The sequence below is a fragment of the Leptospira semungkisensis genome (assembly GCF_004770055.1).
Lineage (GTDB): Bacteria > Spirochaetota > Leptospiria > Leptospirales > Leptospiraceae > Leptospira_B > Leptospira_B semungkisensis.
This window is the reverse complement of record NZ_RQEP01000018.1, coordinates 55,109-75,672: the sequence shown is the minus strand read 5'-3', so window position 1 is coordinate 75,672 and position 20,564 is coordinate 55,109. Positions and strand designations below refer to the sequence as shown.

The window sequence follows — 20,564 nt, the reverse complement described above, 5'->3', positions numbered from 1 at the left end:
CGGGCATGGATTTCGTTTGGAAATATCTTTCTGTATTAGGAAAGGACCTTGCCTTCTTCGGCTTAGGTTTCTTCATCTTTTATATCGGTAAAAAGATCAAGGACTGGACGGAGCCTCGTAAATTGGACGAGGAATTAGTCAAATCCGACAATAGCGCTCTTGCCTTAAATCTTTCCGGATATTATTTAGGCATCATCGTCATCTTTATCACGATCGTTTCCCATCCTGGAGGCGGGAACGATTTCTTAAGCGATCTATTCCAAGTGGCAGCGTTCTCCTTTCTAGGAGTAGTTCTACTGTTGATCTCCCAAAAAATCAATGATGGACTCATTTTAGGTGGAATAGACGCGCAAGAAGAAGTATATGAAAAACGTAATATGGCAGTTTCTTCCGTACTATTTGGTGGAACGATCGCCAGTGCATTCTTTATTACTGCTGCTCTGAACGGAGACATAGGGGAGAAAGTATTTCCGAACGGACTTGGGCTTGCGGTCTCTCCTGTTTTGGAAAAGACTCTTATCGGTTCCATCCTTTCGATCATATTCTTTTCGATTGGGCAGATCGGAATGATCTTATTCGCATTTTATTATAAACTATGGATCCCTTACAGGCTTAGAGTAGAGTTAGAAGAAAAACAGAATGTTGCTGCCGGAGTTGCGTTTGCAGGTGCACTTCTTGCGATAGGGATCTTATTGACTCGCGCTTTATTCAGAGAATTCGAATCCTTATGGCATACTGGGATCTTACTTCTTCTGGATCTGGGACTTTCTTTTATCGTGATCCCTGTTTTGCATTTTTTTGCGGATTGGGTTGTTCTGCCTGGTTCTACTCTGAAAGAAGAAATAGAAAGAGATCAGAATTTCGGGGCGGGTTTGCTGGAAGCGGTAGTACTTGTTTCTTTCTCTGCGATCTTATTCTTTGCAGTTTAATTAGAATAGCTCGTGAGAAGAATAGAGTTTCCATTCTAAGTGATATACTTTCTTGATCCCGAAATTGCATGCCTCTTGTAGGACGAGTTTTTCATTTGGTTCCTCAGAAAGAAAAGTATAGACTTCTGTAAGTTCCTCTGCGATCTCTTTGAAGATATGTTTATGTGTGGGAAGGAATGGAGAAAGTCTTCTTTCTGAAAATCCACGAAGAGCTCCGAGGAGTCCAGCAAGAAGGATCCTACCTAATGGACGGGTCCTTTCCTTAGGAAGATCGAGACCGGCTTCTTTTGCGGCCTCTAATAATTCTGCGAGAGGAATCCCTCCCGAAAGAGAAAGTAAGGATGTTTCTTTTCCTTCTTGCATAATGAAAGTGTACGAGTATGGTTCTCGAAAGTAAAGAACTTCTAAGTGATCTTCGCAATATTGCAAGTGCGAACGGATTCCAATTGTTTGGAGTCGCAAAGGCTTTCGTTCCGAAATCCGATCAAGAGAATATTCTGCATTGGGTACAGGAAGGCCGTCATGGAAAGATGGATTGGTTTCCTAAAAACATGAATCTGCGATTGGAACTGGAAGGTCTGGGATTCAAACCTGAATCAGTGATCGCGTTGGGTGCTTTGTACAATGATCCTGAATATGATGCTCTCAATCTCCCATATCGTTTTTCTAGATACGCAATGGGAGAAGATTATCATTCCGTTCTGCGCAAAAAGGCCGCGGACTTACTGGACTTTCTTCGCAAGAATTATCCGAATCAAAAATTCAGACAGGGAGTGGATTCTCTTCCTGTTCCTGAAAAAATTTTAGCTAGAGAAGCAGGTCTTGGTTGGATCGGCAAGAATACGAATCTCATTCACGAAGAGTACGGATCTTTTTTCTTTATCAGTTTGATATTTACGGATCTTCCTTTGCAATACGCGGCTTCTATTGCTAAAGATAGATGTGGTACTTGTAGAGCTTGCATCGACTCCTGTCCCACCGGAGCCTTGGAACCATATCGGATCGACGCTCGTAAGTGCATCTCTTATAAAACCATAGAAGATAGATCCGAGACTGTGGATTCTTTGCATGGCTGGGTATATGGTTGCGATATCTGCCAAGAGATCTGTCCTTGGAACCAAGTGAAGGCTCGCAAGAAAGGTTGGAAGACAGAGATCGAAGAATTTAAGATCCGAGATCTATTCAAAAAAGATAAACTTTCTACTCTTGAGGAGAAAGAATTTAAAGCCTCCTTTAAGGATTCCGCAGTGAGTAGGATCTCCTACAAACAGATGAAAAGAAATCTAAGTAGCGTAACCGGATTGAAGCCGGAGTCCCCAGACAATTTGTAGGAATTCCCATAAATCTCATCCGAAAAACTCCTTTTCTCCCTGGAGTAAAAGGCTTGGATAGTCAGATACATGTCCGCAGGTCTGAAACGAAAAGATCCGAATCAAGAGGTCCATGAGTTCGATCCTAATACGAACCGCAAGCTCAGAAATTGGTTCGTCCGAGAAAAGAGAGATCTTCCTTTCAGAAAGAATCGTACTCCTTACTCTACTTGGGTGAGCGAGATCATGCTGCAGCAAACAAGAGTAGCTGCCATGCTTCCTCTATACGAAAAATTCATGAATCGATTTCCAAACCCTGTAGATCTTGCTGCTGCAGAGGAAGAGGAAGTATTTCGCTATTGGCAAGGGCTTGGATATTATTCCAGAGCTAAGAATCTTCTAGCGGGAGTTCGTAAACTAGTGAACGAGTTTGATGGAGAGTTTCCTAAAACTCTGGATGAAACTCTTTCACTTCCTGGGATCGGTCCTTATACTGCTCGGGCAATTTTATCTATTTCTTATAATTTACCTTTTGCTGTTTTAGATGGAAATGCTAAGAGGGTTCTTTCTAGACTCGTCATGTTTCGAGAATCGGGGCCGAAAGCGGATTCTACGTTGCAGAAGATTGCGGATTCTTTTTTGAACCAGGACTTTCCAGGCGACCATAATGAAGCAGTTATGGAGTTAGGTGCAAGGATTTGCATTCCAAAACCTTTATGCACCCAATGTCCTTTGCAAACGGATTGTATCGCTTATCAAAATGGGGTTCAGGAGAGTATTCCTGAAACGGAAAAGAAGAAAAAGGAAATTCCTTTAAATATCCGATTCTATGTTTTAAAAGGAAAGCAGGGGATCCTGCTAATACGTTATCCCGAAAGACGATTCTTTAAAACGATCTATTCCTTGCCATTTTCCTTTGAGGGACAAAATCCATATGAGCCGGATCCAGTTCTGCATTGGGACTTAAGTGCCTCCGATCTTGGCATCAAATTCAAGCATACGATCACTCATCATAAGATCCAAGGTTTCGTATCCGAAATCCAACTAGATACAAAGGTTGAAAAAGAAATCTTAGAGAATTTTCGCAAGATCCGTCCTTCTATTGAGACCAAATATTGCGAATGGAAAGATCTGGAGACTGAGTTTCCTTCTTCCATTGCAAGAAAGATCAAGCAAGCGTTTTCAAAACAAGAGGTTATTCTTCCTGGTTTGGAAGCAAAGACCTCTTCTTCTAAAAGGAAAAGTAAATGAGCATTCGATCCACCGGAGATTTTATCCGAGAACTTTCCCGAAAAAAGGAACTGTTAGAGATCAAAGAAGAAGTGGATCCTATTCTGGAGATAGCGGAGATCCAAAGAAGGGTAGTAGCTAAACGAGGCCCGGCTCTGTTGTTCTCGAACGTTAAGGGATCTCCTTTTTCTGTAGCAACGAATTTGTATGGCTCTGAGAATCGAATCAAAATTGCTTTTGGAGAAGAGCCAGAAAAGTTTATTCAAAAATTAGCATATTCTGCGAAACATCTCATGCCTCCCACTCCTAAGAAAGTTTGGGAAGCGAGATCCTTGGCTTGGACTGCTCTTAAAGTAGGTCTTCGCAAAGTAACAAAGGCTCCCGTCCTAGAAACGGAATTAGAAAATCTGAATGTTCTTCCCGCTTTGAAATCCTGGCCTAAGGATGCAGGTAGATTCATTACTCTTCCTTTAGTATATACGGAGAGCCCTAAGACCGGAAAGGGAAACCTCGGAATGTATCGGATCCAATTTCACGAACCTAAATTGACTGGGATGCATATCCAGATCCATAGGGGCGGGGGATTCCATTACTCCGAGGCGGAGGCAGAAGGTAATGCATTGCCAGCTCATATTTATGTGGGTGGACCTCCTTCACTAACGATCTCCGCAGTTGCTCCTTTGCCGGAAGAGATTAGCGAGTTCTTACTTGCTTCTCTTTTGATGGGAGAGCGTTTAAAGATTACTAGAAAGAAAAATCTTAGCTCTTTGCCGATCGTTGCGGACGCCGATTTTGCTCTGATCGGAAAGATCCCGCCTAAGATCCGTAAGCCGGAAGGTCCTTTCGGGGATCATTATGGATATTATGCTTTGAAGCATGATTATCCTGTTTTTCAAGTGGAGAAAATCTTCGCTAGAAAGGATGCAATCTGGCCTGCCACAGTTGTAGGACGTCCTCCTCAGGAAGATCATTGGATTGCAGAGTATCTACAGCATCTTCTTTCCCCTATGTTTCCGATTGTGATGCCCCAGGTAAAAGGAGTCTGGGCATACGAAGAATCCGGAGTGCATTCTCTCGCTGCTGCCATTGTCAAAGAAAGATATAAGAAAGAAGCCTTTATGGGTGCTCTTCGTATTTTAGGAGAAGGGCAACTTTCTCTTACTAAGTTCTTAGTAGTGACGGACCAAGAAGTTCCTCTTCAAGATTTCAGAAAGACTTTCGTAGCTGCTCTTGAAAGATTTCAACCGGAAACGGATCTGCATATCTTCTCAAATATTTCTCAGGACACTTTGGATTATACCGGACCCAAGGTGAATGAAGGAAGTAAGGCGGTTCTATTAGGCGTAGGACCTAAGACCCAAAAACTAAAAGAGAAGATCACTGGAACATTAAAAAATCCTAAATTCAAGCTTCCTAAACTATATTGTCCGGGAGCCTTAGTCGTCTCTGGACCTAAATTCAAGAGAGGAGATGGCGCAGCGAAAGCCCTCTTGAAAGAAGACATCGTGAAAGGATTTTCTTTCGTGTTTATTGTAGATAGTTCTGAAGAAGCGGTTCGATCAGATCACGACTTTATTTGGAATGTGTTTACTAGATTCGAACCTGCAGCAGATATATATGGGGATACAGAGACTGTGAGAAATCATATTTCATTTCGCGGTCCGATCATCATAGACGCAAGATTAAAAGATTGGTACCCTCCTGTTTTGGAGGAAGATCCAAAAATCACGAAGCAAGTGGATTCTAGATTTGGTAGACTAATTGATTCGCTTTGATCGAATGGAGAGAGTATGTCGATGAAACGTGTGATCGTTACCGGCGGGGCCGGGTTGATTGGAAGCAATATCGTTCGTCTTTTGAACGAGAAAGGAATTTCGGAAATCTTGGTTGTGGATCATTTAGGAACTTCTTCTAAATGGAAGAACCTTAGAAATCTAGAATATTCCGATTATCTTGAAAAGGAAGAATTCTTAGAAAAAGTCCAGAAGGGAAAGATCGTAAAGGATTACACTCATATCTTTCACTTAGGGGCTTGTTCTTCTACCACCGAGACGGATGCTTCCTATCTGATCCGAAATAATTTCGAGTACACCAAGATCCTTGCAGAAGAGTCGCTTCGCAAGAAGGTGAAATTCTTATACGCTTCTTCTGCGGCCACGTACGGAGATGGAAAATTCGGTTATGATGACCAGTCCGATATTCATCCGCTAAAACCGCTGAATATGTACGGTTATTCCAAGCATCTATTCGATCTTTACGCTCAAAGGAAAGGATTCCTAGATAAGATCACTGGAGTGAAATATTTCAATATTTTCGGTTTCGGAGAGGCTCATAAGGAAGATATGAGGTCGGTTGTGCTAAAAGGATACGAGCAGATCCTATCCGAAGGAAAGCTAAAGCTTTTTAAATCCTATAGACCCGACTACAAGGACGGAGAGCAGAAAAGAGATTTTCTTTATGTAAAGGATGCAGCAAAGATCAGTCTTCATCTATTAAAGAAAAATAAATTCGGTTTATATAATGTGGGAAGGGGAGTCGCGGAAACCTGGAACGATCTTGCTGGAGCACTCTTTAGCGCTTTAGGAAAGCCTGAAAACATAGAATATATGGAAATGCCGGAGACATTGAAGGCAAAATACCAATATTATACGAAAGCAGAAACTGCAAGATTATTGGAGACTGGCTATCAGGAAGGTTTTACTGACTTGAAAACCGCAATAGCGGATTACGTTTCTTTGTTAAGGAAAGAGGAAGAGTAAGAGGGGTTCTGTCGAACCCCCGCAGTTCATATATTACTTAGAAAAGATCTGAAGTAAGGATTTTGCAAAAGCTTTGAATTTAGCGTCTTTAATCGAGTAGAAGACTTGGTTAGAGACTTTTTTGCTACCTAGGTATCCGGCTTCTTTCATTTTGCTTAGATGTTGGGACGCTGCTGATTGGCTGATGCCTAACGCATCAACTAACTCGCCTACGCTGTGTTCTTTTTTAGAAAGATGAAGTAATATTTTCAATCTGTCTGGATGCGCTACCGCTTTCAAGCCGCGGATAGTAGAGTCCAGATGAGTTTTTTTAATGTCTAACTTTTGGGCTGCCATAGTCTGCCTTCTGTTGTATTTGAATCCATTCTACTATATCCTAGGAAATTTACAAGGATTTACGAATTGAATCTCAAATTTTTGTAAAATTATAATTCGTGTAAATTATGATATAATTATGGAATTGAGAATAAAATAATTTATTACCTAAATCTTCAATCAATGAGACTGCTCGACCGCTTAAGATAAATATAAACAGCCGAGTTTTATTATATTTGCATATTTCTTAGATGATTCTTTAAAAAAACGAAAAATTCTATATTCTAATTTAGAAATAAAGCGAGAAGACTATTAGATTCTTTGAATTTACGAGAAAGATAATTCAACGTTAAAGTTACCGAAGGCTGTAACCGGTTTTTAGGACTAATTAGATTAGAAAAATTGAAAATTGAAGGCAAAAGTATGGAAGGCGGAATGGTGTCTTAGGGAATATGCGGATTCCCTAAGACGTTAAGCGAATTAGATCTTTACCCCTCCGGATATTTCTAAAACCACTCCGTCCACCAAATCGTTTTGAGCGATGAACACAGCGGTGCTGGCGATCTCATCCGGTCTTCCCAGTCTTCCGATTGGGATTTGAGCCTCCCATTTTTTGAGGGCTTCCGGATTCATGTCTTTCATTACCATTTCTGTAGCGATGAATCCTGGAGCGATTCCTGCGACTCGGATTCCATATCGACTGAGTTCCTTGGCCCAGAGGCGGGTCATAGCTGCTACTCCCGCTTTGGCAGCGGAATAATTGGTCTGCCCTGGATTTCCGTGCATGGATACCGAAGCAATCGGGATGATCACTCCCTTGATTCCGTTATTGATCATTTGAACGGCAGCTTCTCTACCAGTTAAGAAGACTCCTGTTAAGTTTACGTCGATGACTGCTTGCCATTCCGCCAAAGAAAGCTTGGACGCTACCTTTCCGGTTTGTTTGTCAGCCTTAACGAGGAGACCGTCTCTCAATATCCCTGCATTCAAAACCGCAATATCTACGGAACCAAATGCGGAGACTGCATCTTGCATCAGTTTTTCTGCATCCTTTTCCTTGGAGACGTCCGTTTGCACTGCGATGACTTTCGTACCCAATGCCTCGATCTCTTTTTTAGCGATTTCTAATTTTTCCCCGGAGATATCGGATAATACGATATTGGCTCCCAATTTGGCGAAATGGATCGCCATTTCTTTGCCTAAGCCTCCGGCCGAACCGGTGACTACGGCAGTCTTATTTGTGATTTCCAACTTGGTTGATTTCCTTACTTCTAATGGTTACGTATTTATCAGAGAACGGGATTTCTACTCGAGCCACAGTTTCAGAAGCTTGGGTTTGGATCCTAAATAGGTTCGGATCAATATTCTCGCTCTTGAGAAGGATCATGATAAGAGCGATCCCTAGTCCCGCTCCTTCAGTATTATCCATATTGTCCATGTAGAACTCGGCAATATCGTTGTACTCCATTGCCTTTCTCATCTTCTCCCTCATACGGACCTCTTCGATCTCGATTACGGGAGTATTGTTTATGACCTCGACGACCAATCCTTCGGAAGCGTAGATTATATTGATTTTGACAAAGACGCCCCGAGCCAAACAGCGTTTTCCGTATTCATCCGCCATCTTCTCGGAGAAGTTCTCTTTGAATTGAGCTAGGCCCTTATCATAATGTTCGTGATTACGAATATCTAATCCTAAGTCTTCGAAGAAGACCCGCTTCTGATTTGCCTTCACTCCGTTGATCGCCATCTCTTTTGTGATGGTATAAAGCATTTCGATATATCTGGACTGTCCTAGTTTTTCCAAAACTTCCGTTAGGATTCTCAGAACGTACTTTTCCAATTTGGAGTTCATACGAGAGGATTGAACGGAGATGCGGGAACGGTTGCGGATGTAGTCAGAGAGCTGGGCGTCTAATTGTTTAAAGCTTTTTGCCATGCTCGTCCTTCGGAGGAGAAAATCGAAACCTATTCTTTCCTCTCGTACGAATCACGCAATCAAAAATCCGATTTCTGTGGATTCAGCGCAGTCTCAGAGCCATTTCGCGCTTTGCATTCCCTAAGAAACTTGTTTGTAAAGTTTCTTTAAAATACTCCTTCGCTCTTTCATTGGAGATAGAGCAAAATAAATAAAATACTATACAAAAAAATAGTTTACAAAAATTAACAAGTAAACGAATATTAAGGTATAAATAAGGGGGCTCTATGCTTCAAACGCTTTCTATTCGAGATTTTGCTCTGATCGATTCCGCTCAAATTGATTTGAGATCCGGCCTAACTGCGATTACAGGAGAGACCGGTTCTGGTAAGTCCTTACTCTTGGACGCAATCTCCTCTTTGCTTGGTGGCAAGAGTAGTACCATGGATATCCGTACTGGCTCGGACAAATATTGTCTAGAAGCTGCATTCGATGTCTCCGGAAATCCGAGTGCTAAGCATTGGATGGAGGAACATGGATTTCCACTGAACGGGCATTCCATAGTGATCCGAAAAGAATTCTCCCGGGACGGAAAAACTAAGATCCAGATCAATCATTCTCTTTCTTCTGTGCAAGTGCTGAGAGGCTTAGGAGAATTACTTTCCGAAGTTCATAATCAGAATGATCAGATCTTACTGTTGGATAAGACTCAGCAATTGGACATACTGGATTCTTTTGCAGGCCTTGTTCCTCTACGAGGAGAAGTGAGAGAGGGTTTTCTTACGTACAAAAGCCTGAAAAAAAGGTTAGAAGAGCTTGAGATGAATCATGCGGACAAGAACCGCAAGAGAGAGATCTTACAATACCAAATTGAGGAGATCCACGGAGCGAATCTGAAAGAAGGAGAGAAGGAGGAGCTTAGCAAAGAAGAACATCTTCTTACTCATGGAGAAAAGCTGGCAGAGAACCTAGATATTATTACTGGGTACTTGCAAGAAAGTGAATCTTCTATTCTAGGTGCTTTTCCTAAGATACTCGCCGCTTCAGATAAGATCAAAACATTAAGTAATTCTTTAGAAGAAATAGATTCTTCTCTCAAAGAAGTGTATGTAACGATCCGAGAGATCAATACCAGTGCACAAGACCAGAAAGAAGAAGTCTTCTTTTCTCCGGAGAGGCTTTCTCATGTGCAATCTAGACTAGACCTCATTCAAAAGTTAAAGAAGAAGTACGGCTCTTCTATTCAAGAGATCTTAAATACCAAGAAAAAGGCCGAAGACGAATTGGCAGCCTTGGAGCAGAATCTGGATTCTAAAGCTTCTTTAGAAAAGGAGAAGAAACGAGCGGCAGACAAATTGACGCAACTCTGCTTGCAATTATCTAAAGCGAGAAGAGAAGTCTTAAATCGCTTCGAAACCAAGCTAAAGTCCGAGTTAGAAGTCTTAGGCATGCAAGGCGCCGGCTTGCAAGTGGTCCTTCGATGGGAAACCAGTTCGGAAGGTGAAGTAGAAGCACAAGGAAAATCTTATTTAGTAAATGAATATGGATTGGATCAGGCCGAATTCTATTTCAGTCCGAATCCGGGAGAAAAGCCTAGGCCTTTGCGCAAGATAGCTTCTGGAGGAGAGATTTCGAGAGTGATGTTGGCCATCAAGAGCGTATTAGGTTCCAATTTTGATGGAAAAGTTTTAGTTTTCGATGAGGTTGACTCCGGTCTGGGTGGAGAGATTGCTTTGGATGTGGCCAAGAAGCTAAGAGCTCTATCCAAAACGCATCAAATCATTCTGGTAACTCACTTGCAACAGATAGCAGCAGCAGCAGATCACCATCTTTTAGTGAGCAAACATGTGAAAGACGGTCGAACAATCTCCGATGCAGAATTCTTGGGAATGGAAGAGAGGACTTTGGAACTTGCGAGGATGATCTCGGGTCAGAACATATCTAAAGGCGCTCTGAATCACGCGAAGGAATTGCTGAAAAAAAAGGCGGTATAAAATGCCGCCTTTCTCGCATTTTCACTGGATGGATTTTTCCATACGGTCAAAAAGAAAGCATTCCTTTTAAAAATCGTTTGGCAGGGACAGCCGAGTTGGAAACCCTACTCCTTGGAGAACCTAAGCCCACATGATCCTTGCTAAAACAGATTCTTTGGTTTCCATTATTCCACCGGAAACCATCCCTATTTTGATCCTTCTTGTTTCTATTATAGGATTTACAATCATCATTGAAAGGCTGATCTTCTTCTCTCGTTGGAAGTCCATTTCTCCGGATGATTGGAGAAGAGTGAAAGATCTCTTAAGAGAAAAGAATTTAGATTCTGCAGCGGATCTAATGCGCAGTCTGAGCCAAGGTCCTGTATCTCAGGTTTTGCAAGCTGGAATTGCTCAGTATAAGAGAAGTGCTGCTTCCGTAGATGATGAATTTATTACACAAGGATTGAATCAAATCCAGAGAATGGAAAAATTCCTTTCTCCTCTTGCGACTATCGCAACGATCTCTCCCTTACTTGGGGTATTAGGAACTGTATTAGGGATCATTCGTTCCTTCGCAGAAGGATCCGGAACCAGAGGAGCAGAGGTAGGGATCAGTGAGGCATTGATTACTACTGCTATGGGCCTTGGGGTTGCAATTCCTGCTTATATCTTTCACAACTTCTTCCAAAAAAGAAAAGAAGATGCGATCGCTGAAATGGAGAGTTTCTCCGAGCAAGCACTTAGGTTTTTGAAATAATCATGAAATTTAGAAAGTGGAGTCGGGGAGAAGGGAGTATAAGAGCAGGCCAGATCGAGCTTGCTCCGATGATCGACGTTATTAGCTTCATCGTAATTTACTTTTTGATGAACGCCACTTTAGAAAAAGCCACTGTGATCAAGGTGGAGCTCCCTAGATCTTCTAATTCCGCTCAGGAAAAGAAGAAAGATGAACTAGTTATCACTGTAAATAAAGACGGCAAGATCTTCCTTGATAAAGATACTGAACCGGTCCCATTAGAAAAATTAACAGAGAAGATCAAGATCTTCAATGGCGCAAACAGTGGTGAGGACAAGGACAAGAAGGACTCGAGTAAAAATAGAGTAATTATTCGCGGGGATGGCGGAGCAAATTACCAAACAATTGTAAAAGTGATCGATAAAGTGAATGAAGCCGGTGTTACAAGATTTAATCTTGCAATGGTACGTCAGCCCGGAGGTCAGTGATTCGCTTTCCTGAATCGAAAGACCTCGTGAGTAAATAATCCATCACCACAAGCTTTCTATAAAATTGTAAAGTAGGCCTGTTGGCGATCTCTAAAAGACTCTTGAAACGAAAAGCACAGATCAGTAAGTTATTCGCCGTATTTTGTTTAACGGGTTCCTTCTTTTTCTCCGGCGAAATATCCCAATTGCTCTCTAAGAAAGGCGATTACTTCGGTAAGATCGTTCGAGAGATCAAATTTATAGGGAACAAGAACACTCCCGATCCAGAAATCGATGCAATGATCGAACTGAAAGTGGGAAAGACTCTCACTCGCGGAATCATCGATAGAGACTTAAAGACACTTTTTGCTTCCGGATTCTTTTACTTCATAGATATCCAAGCAGAAGAAATCGACGGCGGAGTCCGCATCCTAGTAGAATTAAAAGAGCGTCCTCGCGTTAAGGACGTGGAGTTTGTGGGAGCAGACGAAGTATTCCCCGCAGACTTAAGAGAGAAGATGCCTCTGAAAGAGAACGAGGTAATCACTCCTCAGAAAGTGGCAAAGTCTAGAGATTTGATTCTCCAAAAGTATAGAGACGAAGGTTTCTTTCTTGCATACGTTAAGGTAGAATTAGGAAAGCCGGACCCGAAAACCAACTTGGTGAGAGTCCGATTCATCATTGACGAGGGAGAAGAGATCCCTGTCGCAAAGATCAATATCTACGGAAACGAGACTGTCGAGACTTCTGAACTTTTAGGAATCATGGACCTAAAGGAAGAAGGATTGTTCGAAGGTGGAAACTTCAAAGAAAGTTCATTCGAAAAAGATAAAGAAGTCGTTCAAGCTTACCTTCGAAGCAAAGGTTACTTGGATTCTGAGATCATTCGAGAGGGAACAAACTGGGAGATTCACTGGGAGAATCCGGAAAAGAAAAACCGACGGGTGATTATCGTAAACATCAAGCTCTATGAGGGGCAGGTTTACTATTTTAACGGATATACTGTTAATCATGATATGACGACGGATCCGGACGGCAGGCCTATTTTCTTGAACAAGGAAAATAACCCGATCGATACTCCTAAAGATAAATTAAAGCCTCTCTTTACCGTCGCTGAATTAGAGAAAACTCTGGATTATAGCGAAAAGGACGTTGGAGAGATCTTTGACGAGACCGTATTCTCTCGGGATAGGGGAGCGATTAACGAGCTCTACGGTTCCAAAGGGCATATTTTCGCTCAGGTGATTCCTCGTCGTAAGGTGGTTTCCTTAGACGAAGAGAGTTTGCAATACTATGAGAACTGTTATTCGCGCCGGTCAGATCTGGAAAGAAAGATCTGCGAGGAAGAATATAGACAATTAAGTATTCGTAAATTAAGAGAAATTTATAATAAGAACCCCGAGCTGCGCGGAAGAAAATTCGTGCATGTGGACTTTACCGTTCGAGAGAACAACCTTGCTCAGATCGAGAACGTGATCATTAAGGGAAATAAGAAAACCCAGGATAAGGTGATCCGAAGAGAACTTTTATTTAAACCGGGAGATCTATTCGATTCCACTCTAGTCAACAGATCTCGGGAAAGGATCTTTAACTTAGGTTACTTCAAGGAAGTAAACTTTAACATGAGACCCGGTTCGGACGATACCAAGATGAACTTGGTGATCGAGGTGTTAGAGCAGCCGACTGGAACGGTTTCCATGGGTGGTGGTTACGGAACGATCACCGGATTTACCATCTTTACTGAGATTGGAGAGAACAACTTGAACGGAACCGGGCAAAAGGTTTCGGGTCGTTTGGAGTTTGGTCCGTATCGTAGGTCCTTTACTTTATCTTGGACAGAGCCTTGGATGAATGATACTCCATGGTCTCTATCTCTTTCCATGTTCTACTTCTCGAGGACGATCTTTCTAGGATCCACTTCTACCATCTCCATCTCGGATAGCACGACTGCGCCTACCGTGGAGAATGCTACATACGACAACAATGGTTTGGGATTGACCTTTGGACTCGCACATAGATTGGGAACGAACTGGACTCACTTCCACAGATATACTCCTGCATTCTATTCTTATTCAAATCCGACGGCTCTCGTTTCGGATACGGTACTTGCGAACGTTAGGAGAGGTTGGCAGTTCCGCTCCCAGGTTACGAACGGTATTTCTTACGATATCCGCGACAACGTATTTGCTCCTACTAGAGGATTCGACGTTCTCTTTCAGGTGGATAACGTGGGTCAGCTCTTAGGAGGAACGTCCCACTTCGACCAGTACAGGGTCCTTGGAGAGTATTATCATACTTGGTTCGACTTTACCTTCGGAGGTTTAATCCGAAACAACGCACTTCGTAGATGGAGAGTCGTTCAAGAATTTCGATCTTCTAATACGTTTATTTTTCAAAGGGCTCCTTTGCACGGATCTAAGAGCCAGGACCCAGTGCAGAACCCATACATTTATCCGCAGGATTTACTCATTATCGGTGGTTATGAGTCCTTGAGAGGTTGGTATTATAACGATCCTAAATTCCCATCTGAATGGAGAGACGGTGCGCAAAACCGTATTCTATTCGATTCAGAGATTCGGGTCCCGATCGAGCCTAGCTTACTTTGGTTGGTTGTCTTCTTAGATGGAGGAGCCTTGTATGAGCAGGTGAACCGTTTCACAGGGACCAAGAAGGACTATTTCGAAAATTATGATAAGAACAAAGAAGCGGCCATTCAGGCGAATCCGCTTGGTTGGTACATCCAAAACAATTTCAATACTTCAAACGGACGTAAGGCGGACGTCACTTACGACGACTTGAATAACCCGGCTAGACTTGTTCTCTCGGCGGATAACGTTGCTTTTGATCGAATGAGATATTCCTGGGGAGTCGGTTTAAGGATCCAGATCCCGGTTCTTCCTTTGCGTATTTATTTCGCACAGAAATTAAGGCCTACGGGAAACTTCTGGGCACCGTTCGCTCAATACGAATCTGACCATGCGTTCCAATTCGTATTCGGTATCGGGGATTACCGGTTCTAGGCCTCTCCGTGTTAGATCTATTAGAAGGATTGAATGAACCGCAGGCAGCTGCGGTTTCTCGTTTAGAAGGGCCAGTTCTGATTCTTGCCGGAGCAGGTTCCGGAAAGACCAGGGTAATCACTCATAGAATCGCGAACCTAATTCTGAACAGAAGGACAGATTCCATCTGCGCCTTGACATTTACGAATAAGGCCGCCGCGGAAATGCAGGAGAGAGTGAGCCATCTCGTTCCTTCTTTGCCGTTTAATGTCCAGATCAAGACATTCCACTCTCTTTGTTTGTATATTTTGAGAAGGGAAACTTCCTATCTGGGAATGAATTCAGGTTTCACGGTTTACGATTCCGTATTACAAGAATCTCTAATTAAGCAGGTGATCAAGGATCTTCACGAAGATCCTAAGCAGTACAAGCCTTCTTCTCTAGTTGGGATCTTTTCCTCGTGGAAGGATTCGATGACCGATCCGGACGGATATGTGAGAAAGGAAAATTTCTCACATCGTTCTCAAATGATCTCTTCCATCTATGAAGAATATGAGAAGAGAAAGAAAAAGAACCAAGCTTTCGATTTCGGAGATCTGATCTTACGCACTGTGCAACTATTCCAGGAATTTCCTGAGCTTCTAAAGAAATATCAGGATCGTTGGAATTATATCATGGTAGACGAGTACCAGGATACGAATAAGACCCAATATACTTTGGTTAGACTTCTCTCCGGAGAGAGAGGTAATTTATGCGTGGTAGGGGACGATGATCAGTCCATCTACTCCTGGAGAGGCGCGGATATTTCGAATATTCTAAATTTCGAAAAGGATTTCCCGAATGCATTCGTAGTGAAGTTGGAGGAAAATTACAGATCCACTTCCAGAATCATTCGAGCTGCTTCGAAAGTAATTTCTAATAATAGCGATCGAAAAGATAAGGAACTATTCACTAACAATGAAGAAGGAGAGACTATCTCTCTTTCAGAGTTTGAGAACGAGAACGAAGAAGCTTACGATACGGTTAGAAAGGTCCGATCCGGTTCCGCAAGAGGAGCTGAATATAAGGATTTCGCGATATTCTATAGAACGAACGCACAATCTAGATATTTTGAAGAAAGTTTGAGATCTGCAGGAATTCCTTATAAGATCTTCGGAGGGTTTCGGTTCTTCGATCGTGCTGAGATCAAGGACATGATCGCTTATCTTAACGTGGTCGCAAATCCATTAGATTCGACTTCTTTATTAAGGATTGTAAATACTCCACCCCGAGGCATCGGTGAGGCAAGTCTCGAAAAAATCAGAGAATTCTCTATCAAAGAAGGAATCTCATTTTTAGAGGCGATAGGACATCCAAGTCTTCCTTTGAAGAAAGCAAGTTTAGGCAAGGCAAAAGAACTTTATCATCTATTCCAAGATTTGATCGAGAAAAAGGAAAAAGGCGAACTTCCCTCTAAAATCGCGTTAGAGATCGTTGAAAGAAGCGGTTGGGTGGAATACATGGAGAGAAATTCCCATGACGAAGAAGCGATCTCCAGAGTGGAGAACGTGAGAGAATTCGTGAACTCCATCGAAGAATACGAAACTAGAGAAGATTCCCCGAATCTCGAAGAATATCTAAATCAGATCAGCCTTTTGACTTCCGAAGAGGACTCCGCTCAGCTCACGGACTATGTTCATCTCATGACAGTGCATAATGCGAAAGGGTTGGAATTTCCGACAGTATTCATCACGGGTTTAGAAGAAGGAACCTTCCCCCATTTAATGAGTTTAGAAGAACCAAAAGGTGAGGAAGAAGAGAGAAGGCTTTTCTATGTGGCTTTAACGAGAGCGAGAGAAAAGCTTTATCTGAGTTATTGTAGGAACTCCAGAAAATTCGGCAAGGTGGAGCCTAGAATTCCTTCCCGCTTCTTGCCTGAAATTCCAGGAGAATGTTTCGGCGAAGAAGGAGCTCTTTCTCGTAAAGGGGTGAGACGACCAGAAGGACCTCCCACTGCCTCGGCGGGCGCCTACCAGAATTACCAACCGAAGGCAAAGGAAACCTCTTTCTCTGCGCCTGAAAATTCCGGCAGCCCCTTGGGAGAAGAGGCAGAAATCCGGGAAGGCGATAGGGTCAAGCATGCTCAATTCGGGGCAGGAATCGTGGTTTCAGTGCAGGGAACCGGAAAAAACCGGAAAGTAAAAATAAGGTTCGGGGGGCTTGAGAAAAACTTTTTCCTTGCATATACTCCCTTAGAGAAATTATAACTGGGGGGAAAGTTCGCCCCTGAGAATACCGATACTATATTCAGGAACATAGGAGAAACAATGAAACGGATCGTAATACTGGCCCTGGCAATCTGCTTGGCGAGTCCTTTGTTTGCTGGCAAGGTCAGCGGTTTAGTAGAGGAATTTAATAAGATCGAAGAGTTCAATAAGAACAGAAAGATCTCCGATTCCGCTAAGAAGGCAACTCTCGAAAAGAACCTTCTCTCTGCAGTGAAATATAGTCTTCACCGCAAATATCTGGATTATAAGGAATACATCAAGGATCTCAAGGCGGATTCCATTCAATACGAGCCGCAAAAGGGAACCTTCGGAGTATATGTAAAATACAAAACGTATATTGTATATTATAGTTACTTAATGGATCCGGAGATTTATCTTCAAACTCCGATCAATGAAGTGTTTTATGTGCGTCCGGATAATTTGGACGAAGAGCCTCACAGAGACGAGAAAACCGGCCAGCCCGGCGGAAAATAATCATTCTATAATGCGATTTCCGGAAGAAGCGGAGACCGTTTCTAAACTTGTTCTGGAAGCCGCAGACGAAATCCTGTCCATCTACGGAACGGATTTCGATGTGATGGAAAAATCGAAAGGAGATCCCTTGACCCAAGCGGATCTTCGTGCTAATGAGATCATTGCGAACGGGATCCGAAATCTTTTAGGCGATCCCGTTTATTCAGAAGAAGAATCCAACTTTTCCCCTAAAGACCAAACATCCGATCGGATATGGATCCTAGATCCAATTGACGGTACAAGAGAATTTGTCGCTAAGAATCCTGAATTCGCAATTAGCCTAGGCCTCGTGGAGAAGGGTGAACTTACCTTTGGGATCGTGATGAATCCTGTCACCGGAGAATTTTTCTGGGGAAAAACAGGGATAGGATCCGGATTTGAAATATTAAAAAATTCTTATAAAGACCGCAAAATCTCCTGGGATATTACTTCTAAATATTTAGAAGAAAGCAAGGAAGAAGGACCGAATTCCGTTTTAGTCTCCGTTTCAGAGACAAGAGATGGTCTCTTCAAGAATATTCGATACGGAGAAAGATTTCTTCTAAAACCCAAGGGATCGATTGCATATAAACTCGCTCTAGTTGCAGTAGGAAAATTTCCGATGACATTGTCCCTTCGTCCCAAGAATGACTGGGATGTCGCAGGAGGGCTCGCTATCCTTAGGGCCTCAGGCGGATTGGATATAGAGATCAAGTCTGGAAAGGAGTATCCTTTCTTAACCTCGAAGCTTGGGATTGGATTGATTGCCGGTAAGAAAGAGTTAGTCCAGGAATTTTGGACGGATTTTCAAGTCTCATTACAATCTTCCGTAAGAGAACGCTGGTAAGGGAGCTGGTCTTTTGCGCGAAAAGAAAAGCAAAACCCATAAGGTGTTTCGAATTGCAGTCGATGCGAGACCTCTTTCGACTCCTGTTTCCGGCGTCGGAAAACTCATTGAATCCGTTTTGAAAGGATTTTCTTCGGATAAGGACTTCGAGTTCCTACTATTTTCACATAGACCGATTCATGAAGGATATTCTGAACTATTAAAGAATTCGAATATAAAGACGGTGATAGGTGAGGGAGCATTCGCTAAGAAAGGTGGTATATACTTTGCGCTATATCTTCCTTTTCAGATCCGTAAATTTGAAATAGATCTCTTCTGGGGGACACAACAGGTATTTCCTTTATTCCTACCGAATAAAATACCTGGAGTTTTGACTTATCATGATTTTGTAGCGTATCGTTTTCCAGAAACGATGAGGCCTATCGCTCGTTTGCAGCAATTGTTCTATTTGAGAAGAAGCATCCAAAGAGCAAACTTCGTGCTCGCGAATTCTGAATTCACAGCAAGAGAATTGCAAAAGTATTATTCTTATCCGAAAGAAAAGATAGAGATCGTATATCCTGGCTATTCTACAAAAGAGATCGTAAAAAGAAGATCAGCGCCGACAGAAAGAACTAAGAAGCTACCGAAGAATTTCTTTTTGACAGTATCCACTTTGGAGCCTCGTAAAAATTATCAGATCCTTTGGAAGGCGTATCAGGCTCTAAAAAAGGAAAATCCTAAATTTCCAGGAGTTTGGGTGCATGCCGGAAAGGCTGGCTGGGAATCTCCCGAATTCTTGCAGGAATTCCAGGAGGCAGCTCAGGCCCAAAGATTGCATTGGATAGATTCTGCAACGGAAGAGGAATTACAGTATCTATACTCAAATGCGAATCTATTCTTATTTCCTTCCATTTATGAAGGGTTCGGGATTCCACTCTTAGAAGCGCTGGCATACTCTCTTCCTTGCATGGTTTCCGACTTGGAAGTCTTTAGGGAGATAGGAGGAGACTCTTGTCTTTATCTTTCTCCCGATTCGGAAACCGAATGGAAGAACTCAATTTTAGAATATTATAAAAAACCTAGAAAATTTAAGAAACCGAACTTGAAGAAGTTTGAAAGAACTGTTTCTGCAGAAAAAACCAAAAAGATTTTTTCTAAATTGCTGAAGCTGAAGTAAGGCAGGCAAGATTTTTTACGAATTGTCGGTGAAAGACAGAATCTGAAGGTCTATATTATAAAAGAGAAATGATTGCCTTTATCCGAAGAGTCTCGCCCAAAGTCCTTTCTTTTTAGAATCCAAGATTCCTGAAAAAGGAATTTCTAGATTGGATTTCCAGTGCAGATGCAATCTGTTTCTATCCAATGCTTGGAAATAGACTAGGTCCGTTTCATTCGGTTTCCATTCGAATAGATCCTCTTTTCTCTCCCAAACGGAGTCGGACCATTCGTTTGCCTGCAAAAGTTTCGGTTCCTTCTCCCCGAGAGTCTTTAAAAGGAGGCCTTTCTTTGGATCATAACGAAGAGAAACCTTGGGAATATTCGCCTTAGATGGATTCGCATCTTGCTGAGAAGAAATTCCGAGCCCAAGGAAATGTTTTCCTTCCAAATAGGCTTGGAATTCCTCAAAACTAAAAAAGTAATTATAGATTCGATTCTCTTCCAAGGGATCAGCTCTAATACAAATTTATTTCCGACTGGCTCCGAGGCAAGGTGAAAGCGAGGAATCGAGTTCCTTAGTAAATTACTTGTAGCTTCTGTTTCCTTTTGTATCTTGGAATCATGTCTTCTAAGAGAGTTTCTCTCATCCTTCTTCCGATCTGCTTTTTGCTTTTCAGCCTAATTCAATGCCGCACGGAAGAGCAGCCTTTTCTATACCAGATAAGCTTGGAAGACTGGGAGGGAAGGAACCATTCCTTCTCCGAAGATAAGGGCAAATTAGTGATCCTGGATTTTTGGGCGAGCTGGTGCGAACCATGTAAAAAAGCGGTCCCGGTGGTTGAGGAGTTACGACAAAGGTTAAAAGGGACTGATACAGTCGTTTTCGGAGTAAATACCGAGGACGATCTAACAATTCCTGAGATCAAAAAGGCAGCGGATGAGTTCGGAATGAAATATCCGAGCCTTTTAGACCCGAAATGGAAATTGGTAAACGGTTTAAAGATAGAAGGGCAGCCCGCTTTATTCGTTTTTAGCAAATCAGGAAAGAAACTGCATTTCCAATATGGGATTTCCGAGAGAGATTTACCAATTTTGACCGGTAGGCTCAAAAACTGGCTTGAATCGCCTTAAAATCTTGTTTTATCCATAACAACTGATTAATAATCTCTATTCGTACCGTTC

The 20,564-nt window shown here is 42.3% G+C and carries 19 protein-coding genes; 14 read left to right on the top strand and 5 right to left on the bottom strand.

Features of this window, described 5'->3' with window-relative positions:
• Nucleotides 1–5 precede the first annotated feature (5 nt).
• Nucleotides 6–929, top strand: coding sequence for a DUF350 domain-containing protein (locus tag EHO59_RS11820; RefSeq protein ID WP_135588242.1), 924 nt, complete (start codon nt 6–8; stop codon nt 927–929).
• Here EHO59_RS11820 and EHO59_RS11815 read toward each other — a convergent pair whose 3' ends face one another.
• Nucleotides 930–1,292 (bottom strand): LIC_11502 family protein, encoded by a 363-nt coding sequence (locus tag EHO59_RS11815; protein ID WP_135588240.1) that lies wholly within the window; start codon nt 1,290–1,292, stop codon nt 930–932. It abuts the gene before it with no gap.
• A 17-nt stretch (nt 1,293–1,309) separates the two neighbouring features.
• On the opposite strand from EHO59_RS11815, the gene queG reads away from it, so the two are divergent.
• The 4 genes from queG to rfaD all read left to right on the top strand — a co-directional run bounded on the left by queG (nt 1,310) and on the right by rfaD (nt 6,228).
• Nucleotides 1,310–2,260 (top strand): tRNA epoxyqueuosine(34) reductase QueG, encoded by a 951-nt coding sequence (queG, locus tag EHO59_RS11810; RefSeq protein WP_135588238.1) that lies wholly within the window; start codon nt 1,310–1,312, stop codon nt 2,258–2,260.
• Between the two features lie 69 nt (nt 2,261–2,329).
• Nucleotides 2,330–3,490 carry an A/G-specific adenine glycosylase gene (locus tag EHO59_RS11805; protein ID WP_135588236.1) on the top strand — a complete coding sequence of 387 codons (1,161 nt, stop codon included), beginning with the start codon at nt 2,330–2,332 and terminating at the stop codon, nt 3,488–3,490.
• Nucleotides 3,487–5,244: a UbiD family decarboxylase gene (locus EHO59_RS11800; RefSeq protein ID WP_135588234.1), complete on the top strand. Its 1,758-nt coding sequence runs from the start codon at nt 3,487–3,489 to the stop codon at nt 5,242–5,244. The genes EHO59_RS11805 and EHO59_RS11800 overlap by 4 nt, the downstream gene beginning before the upstream one ends.
• A 15-nt stretch (nt 5,245–5,259) precedes the next feature.
• On the top strand, nt 5,260–6,228 hold the full coding sequence (gene rfaD / locus EHO59_RS11795; protein ID WP_210413070.1) for an ADP-glyceromanno-heptose 6-epimerase: 969 nt from the start codon (nt 5,260–5,262) through the stop codon (nt 6,226–6,228).
• 33 nt (nt 6,229–6,261) lie between these two features.
• Here the strand turns inward: rfaD and EHO59_RS11790 are convergent, their stop codons facing one another.
• The 3 genes from EHO59_RS11790 to EHO59_RS11780 all read right to left on the bottom strand — a co-directional run bounded on the left by EHO59_RS11790 (nt 6,262) and on the right by EHO59_RS11780 (nt 8,482).
• Nucleotides 6,262–6,564 (bottom strand): ArsR/SmtB family transcription factor, encoded by a 303-nt coding sequence (locus EHO59_RS11790; protein WP_100769362.1) that lies wholly within the window; start codon nt 6,562–6,564, stop codon nt 6,262–6,264.
• A gap of 459 nt (nt 6,565–7,023) precedes the next feature.
• Nucleotides 7,024–7,794, bottom strand: a complete 771-nt coding sequence (locus EHO59_RS11785) for an SDR family NAD(P)-dependent oxidoreductase (RefSeq protein ID WP_135588232.1) — start codon at nt 7,792–7,794, stop codon at nt 7,024–7,026.
• On the bottom strand, nt 7,778–8,482 hold the full coding sequence (locus EHO59_RS11780; protein ID WP_135588230.1) for a histidine kinase: 705 nt from the start codon (nt 8,480–8,482) through the stop codon (nt 7,778–7,780). The genes EHO59_RS11785 and EHO59_RS11780 overlap by 17 nt, the downstream gene beginning before the upstream one ends.
• Nucleotides 8,483–8,748: 266 nt before the next feature.
• Between EHO59_RS11780 and recN the strand changes: the two genes are divergently transcribed.
• The 8 genes from recN to EHO59_RS11740 all read left to right on the top strand — a co-directional run bounded on the left by recN (nt 8,749) and on the right by EHO59_RS11740 (nt 19,401).
• Nucleotides 8,749–10,455, top strand: coding sequence for a DNA repair protein RecN (gene recN, locus EHO59_RS11775; RefSeq protein WP_135588228.1), 1,707 nt, complete (start codon nt 8,749–8,751; stop codon nt 10,453–10,455).
• Nucleotides 10,456–10,585: 130 nt separating this feature from the next.
• Nucleotides 10,586–11,191 (top strand): MotA/TolQ/ExbB proton channel family protein, encoded by a 606-nt coding sequence (locus EHO59_RS11770; protein ID WP_135588226.1) that lies wholly within the window; start codon nt 10,586–10,588, stop codon nt 11,189–11,191.
• A 2-nt stretch (nt 11,192–11,193) separates the two neighbouring features.
• On the top strand, nt 11,194–11,658 hold the full coding sequence (locus EHO59_RS11765; RefSeq protein ID WP_135588224.1) for an ExbD/TolR family protein: 465 nt from the start codon (nt 11,194–11,196) through the stop codon (nt 11,656–11,658).
• A 101-nt stretch (nt 11,659–11,759) separates the two neighbouring features.
• Complete coding sequence (locus EHO59_RS11760) at nt 11,760–14,657, top strand: BamA/OMP85 family outer membrane protein (protein ID WP_135588222.1); 2,898 nt, start codon at nt 11,760–11,762, stop codon at nt 14,655–14,657.
• Between the two features lie 8 nt (nt 14,658–14,665).
• Nucleotides 14,666–16,882, top strand: a complete 2,217-nt coding sequence (locus tag EHO59_RS11755) for an ATP-dependent helicase (protein WP_135588220.1) — start codon at nt 14,666–14,668, stop codon at nt 16,880–16,882.
• Nucleotides 16,883–16,942: 60 nt separating this feature from the next.
• Nucleotides 16,943–17,377, top strand: coding sequence for an LIC11625 family surface-exposed protein (locus EHO59_RS11750; RefSeq protein ID WP_135588218.1), 435 nt, complete (start codon nt 16,943–16,945; stop codon nt 17,375–17,377).
• Between the two features lie 10 nt (nt 17,378–17,387).
• Nucleotides 17,388–18,242 carry a 3'(2'),5'-bisphosphate nucleotidase CysQ family protein gene (locus EHO59_RS11745; RefSeq protein ID WP_135588216.1) on the top strand — a complete coding sequence of 285 codons (855 nt, stop codon included), beginning with the start codon at nt 17,388–17,390 and terminating at the stop codon, nt 18,240–18,242.
• 13 nt (nt 18,243–18,255) lie between these two features.
• On the top strand, nt 18,256–19,401 hold the full coding sequence (locus EHO59_RS11740; RefSeq protein ID WP_135588214.1) for a glycosyltransferase family 4 protein: 1,146 nt from the start codon (nt 18,256–18,258) through the stop codon (nt 19,399–19,401).
• Between the two features lie 78 nt (nt 19,402–19,479).
• Here EHO59_RS11740 and EHO59_RS11735 read toward each other — a convergent pair whose 3' ends face one another.
• Nucleotides 19,480–19,887, bottom strand: coding sequence for a hypothetical protein (locus EHO59_RS11735; RefSeq protein WP_135588212.1), 408 nt, complete (start codon nt 19,885–19,887; stop codon nt 19,480–19,482).
• Between the two features lie 116 nt (nt 19,888–20,003).
• Between EHO59_RS11735 and EHO59_RS11730 the strand changes: the two genes are divergently transcribed.
• Nucleotides 20,004–20,513 (top strand): TlpA family protein disulfide reductase, encoded by a 510-nt coding sequence (locus tag EHO59_RS11730; protein ID WP_135588209.1) that lies wholly within the window; start codon nt 20,004–20,006, stop codon nt 20,511–20,513.
• Nucleotides 20,514–20,564: the final 51 nt, after the last annotated feature.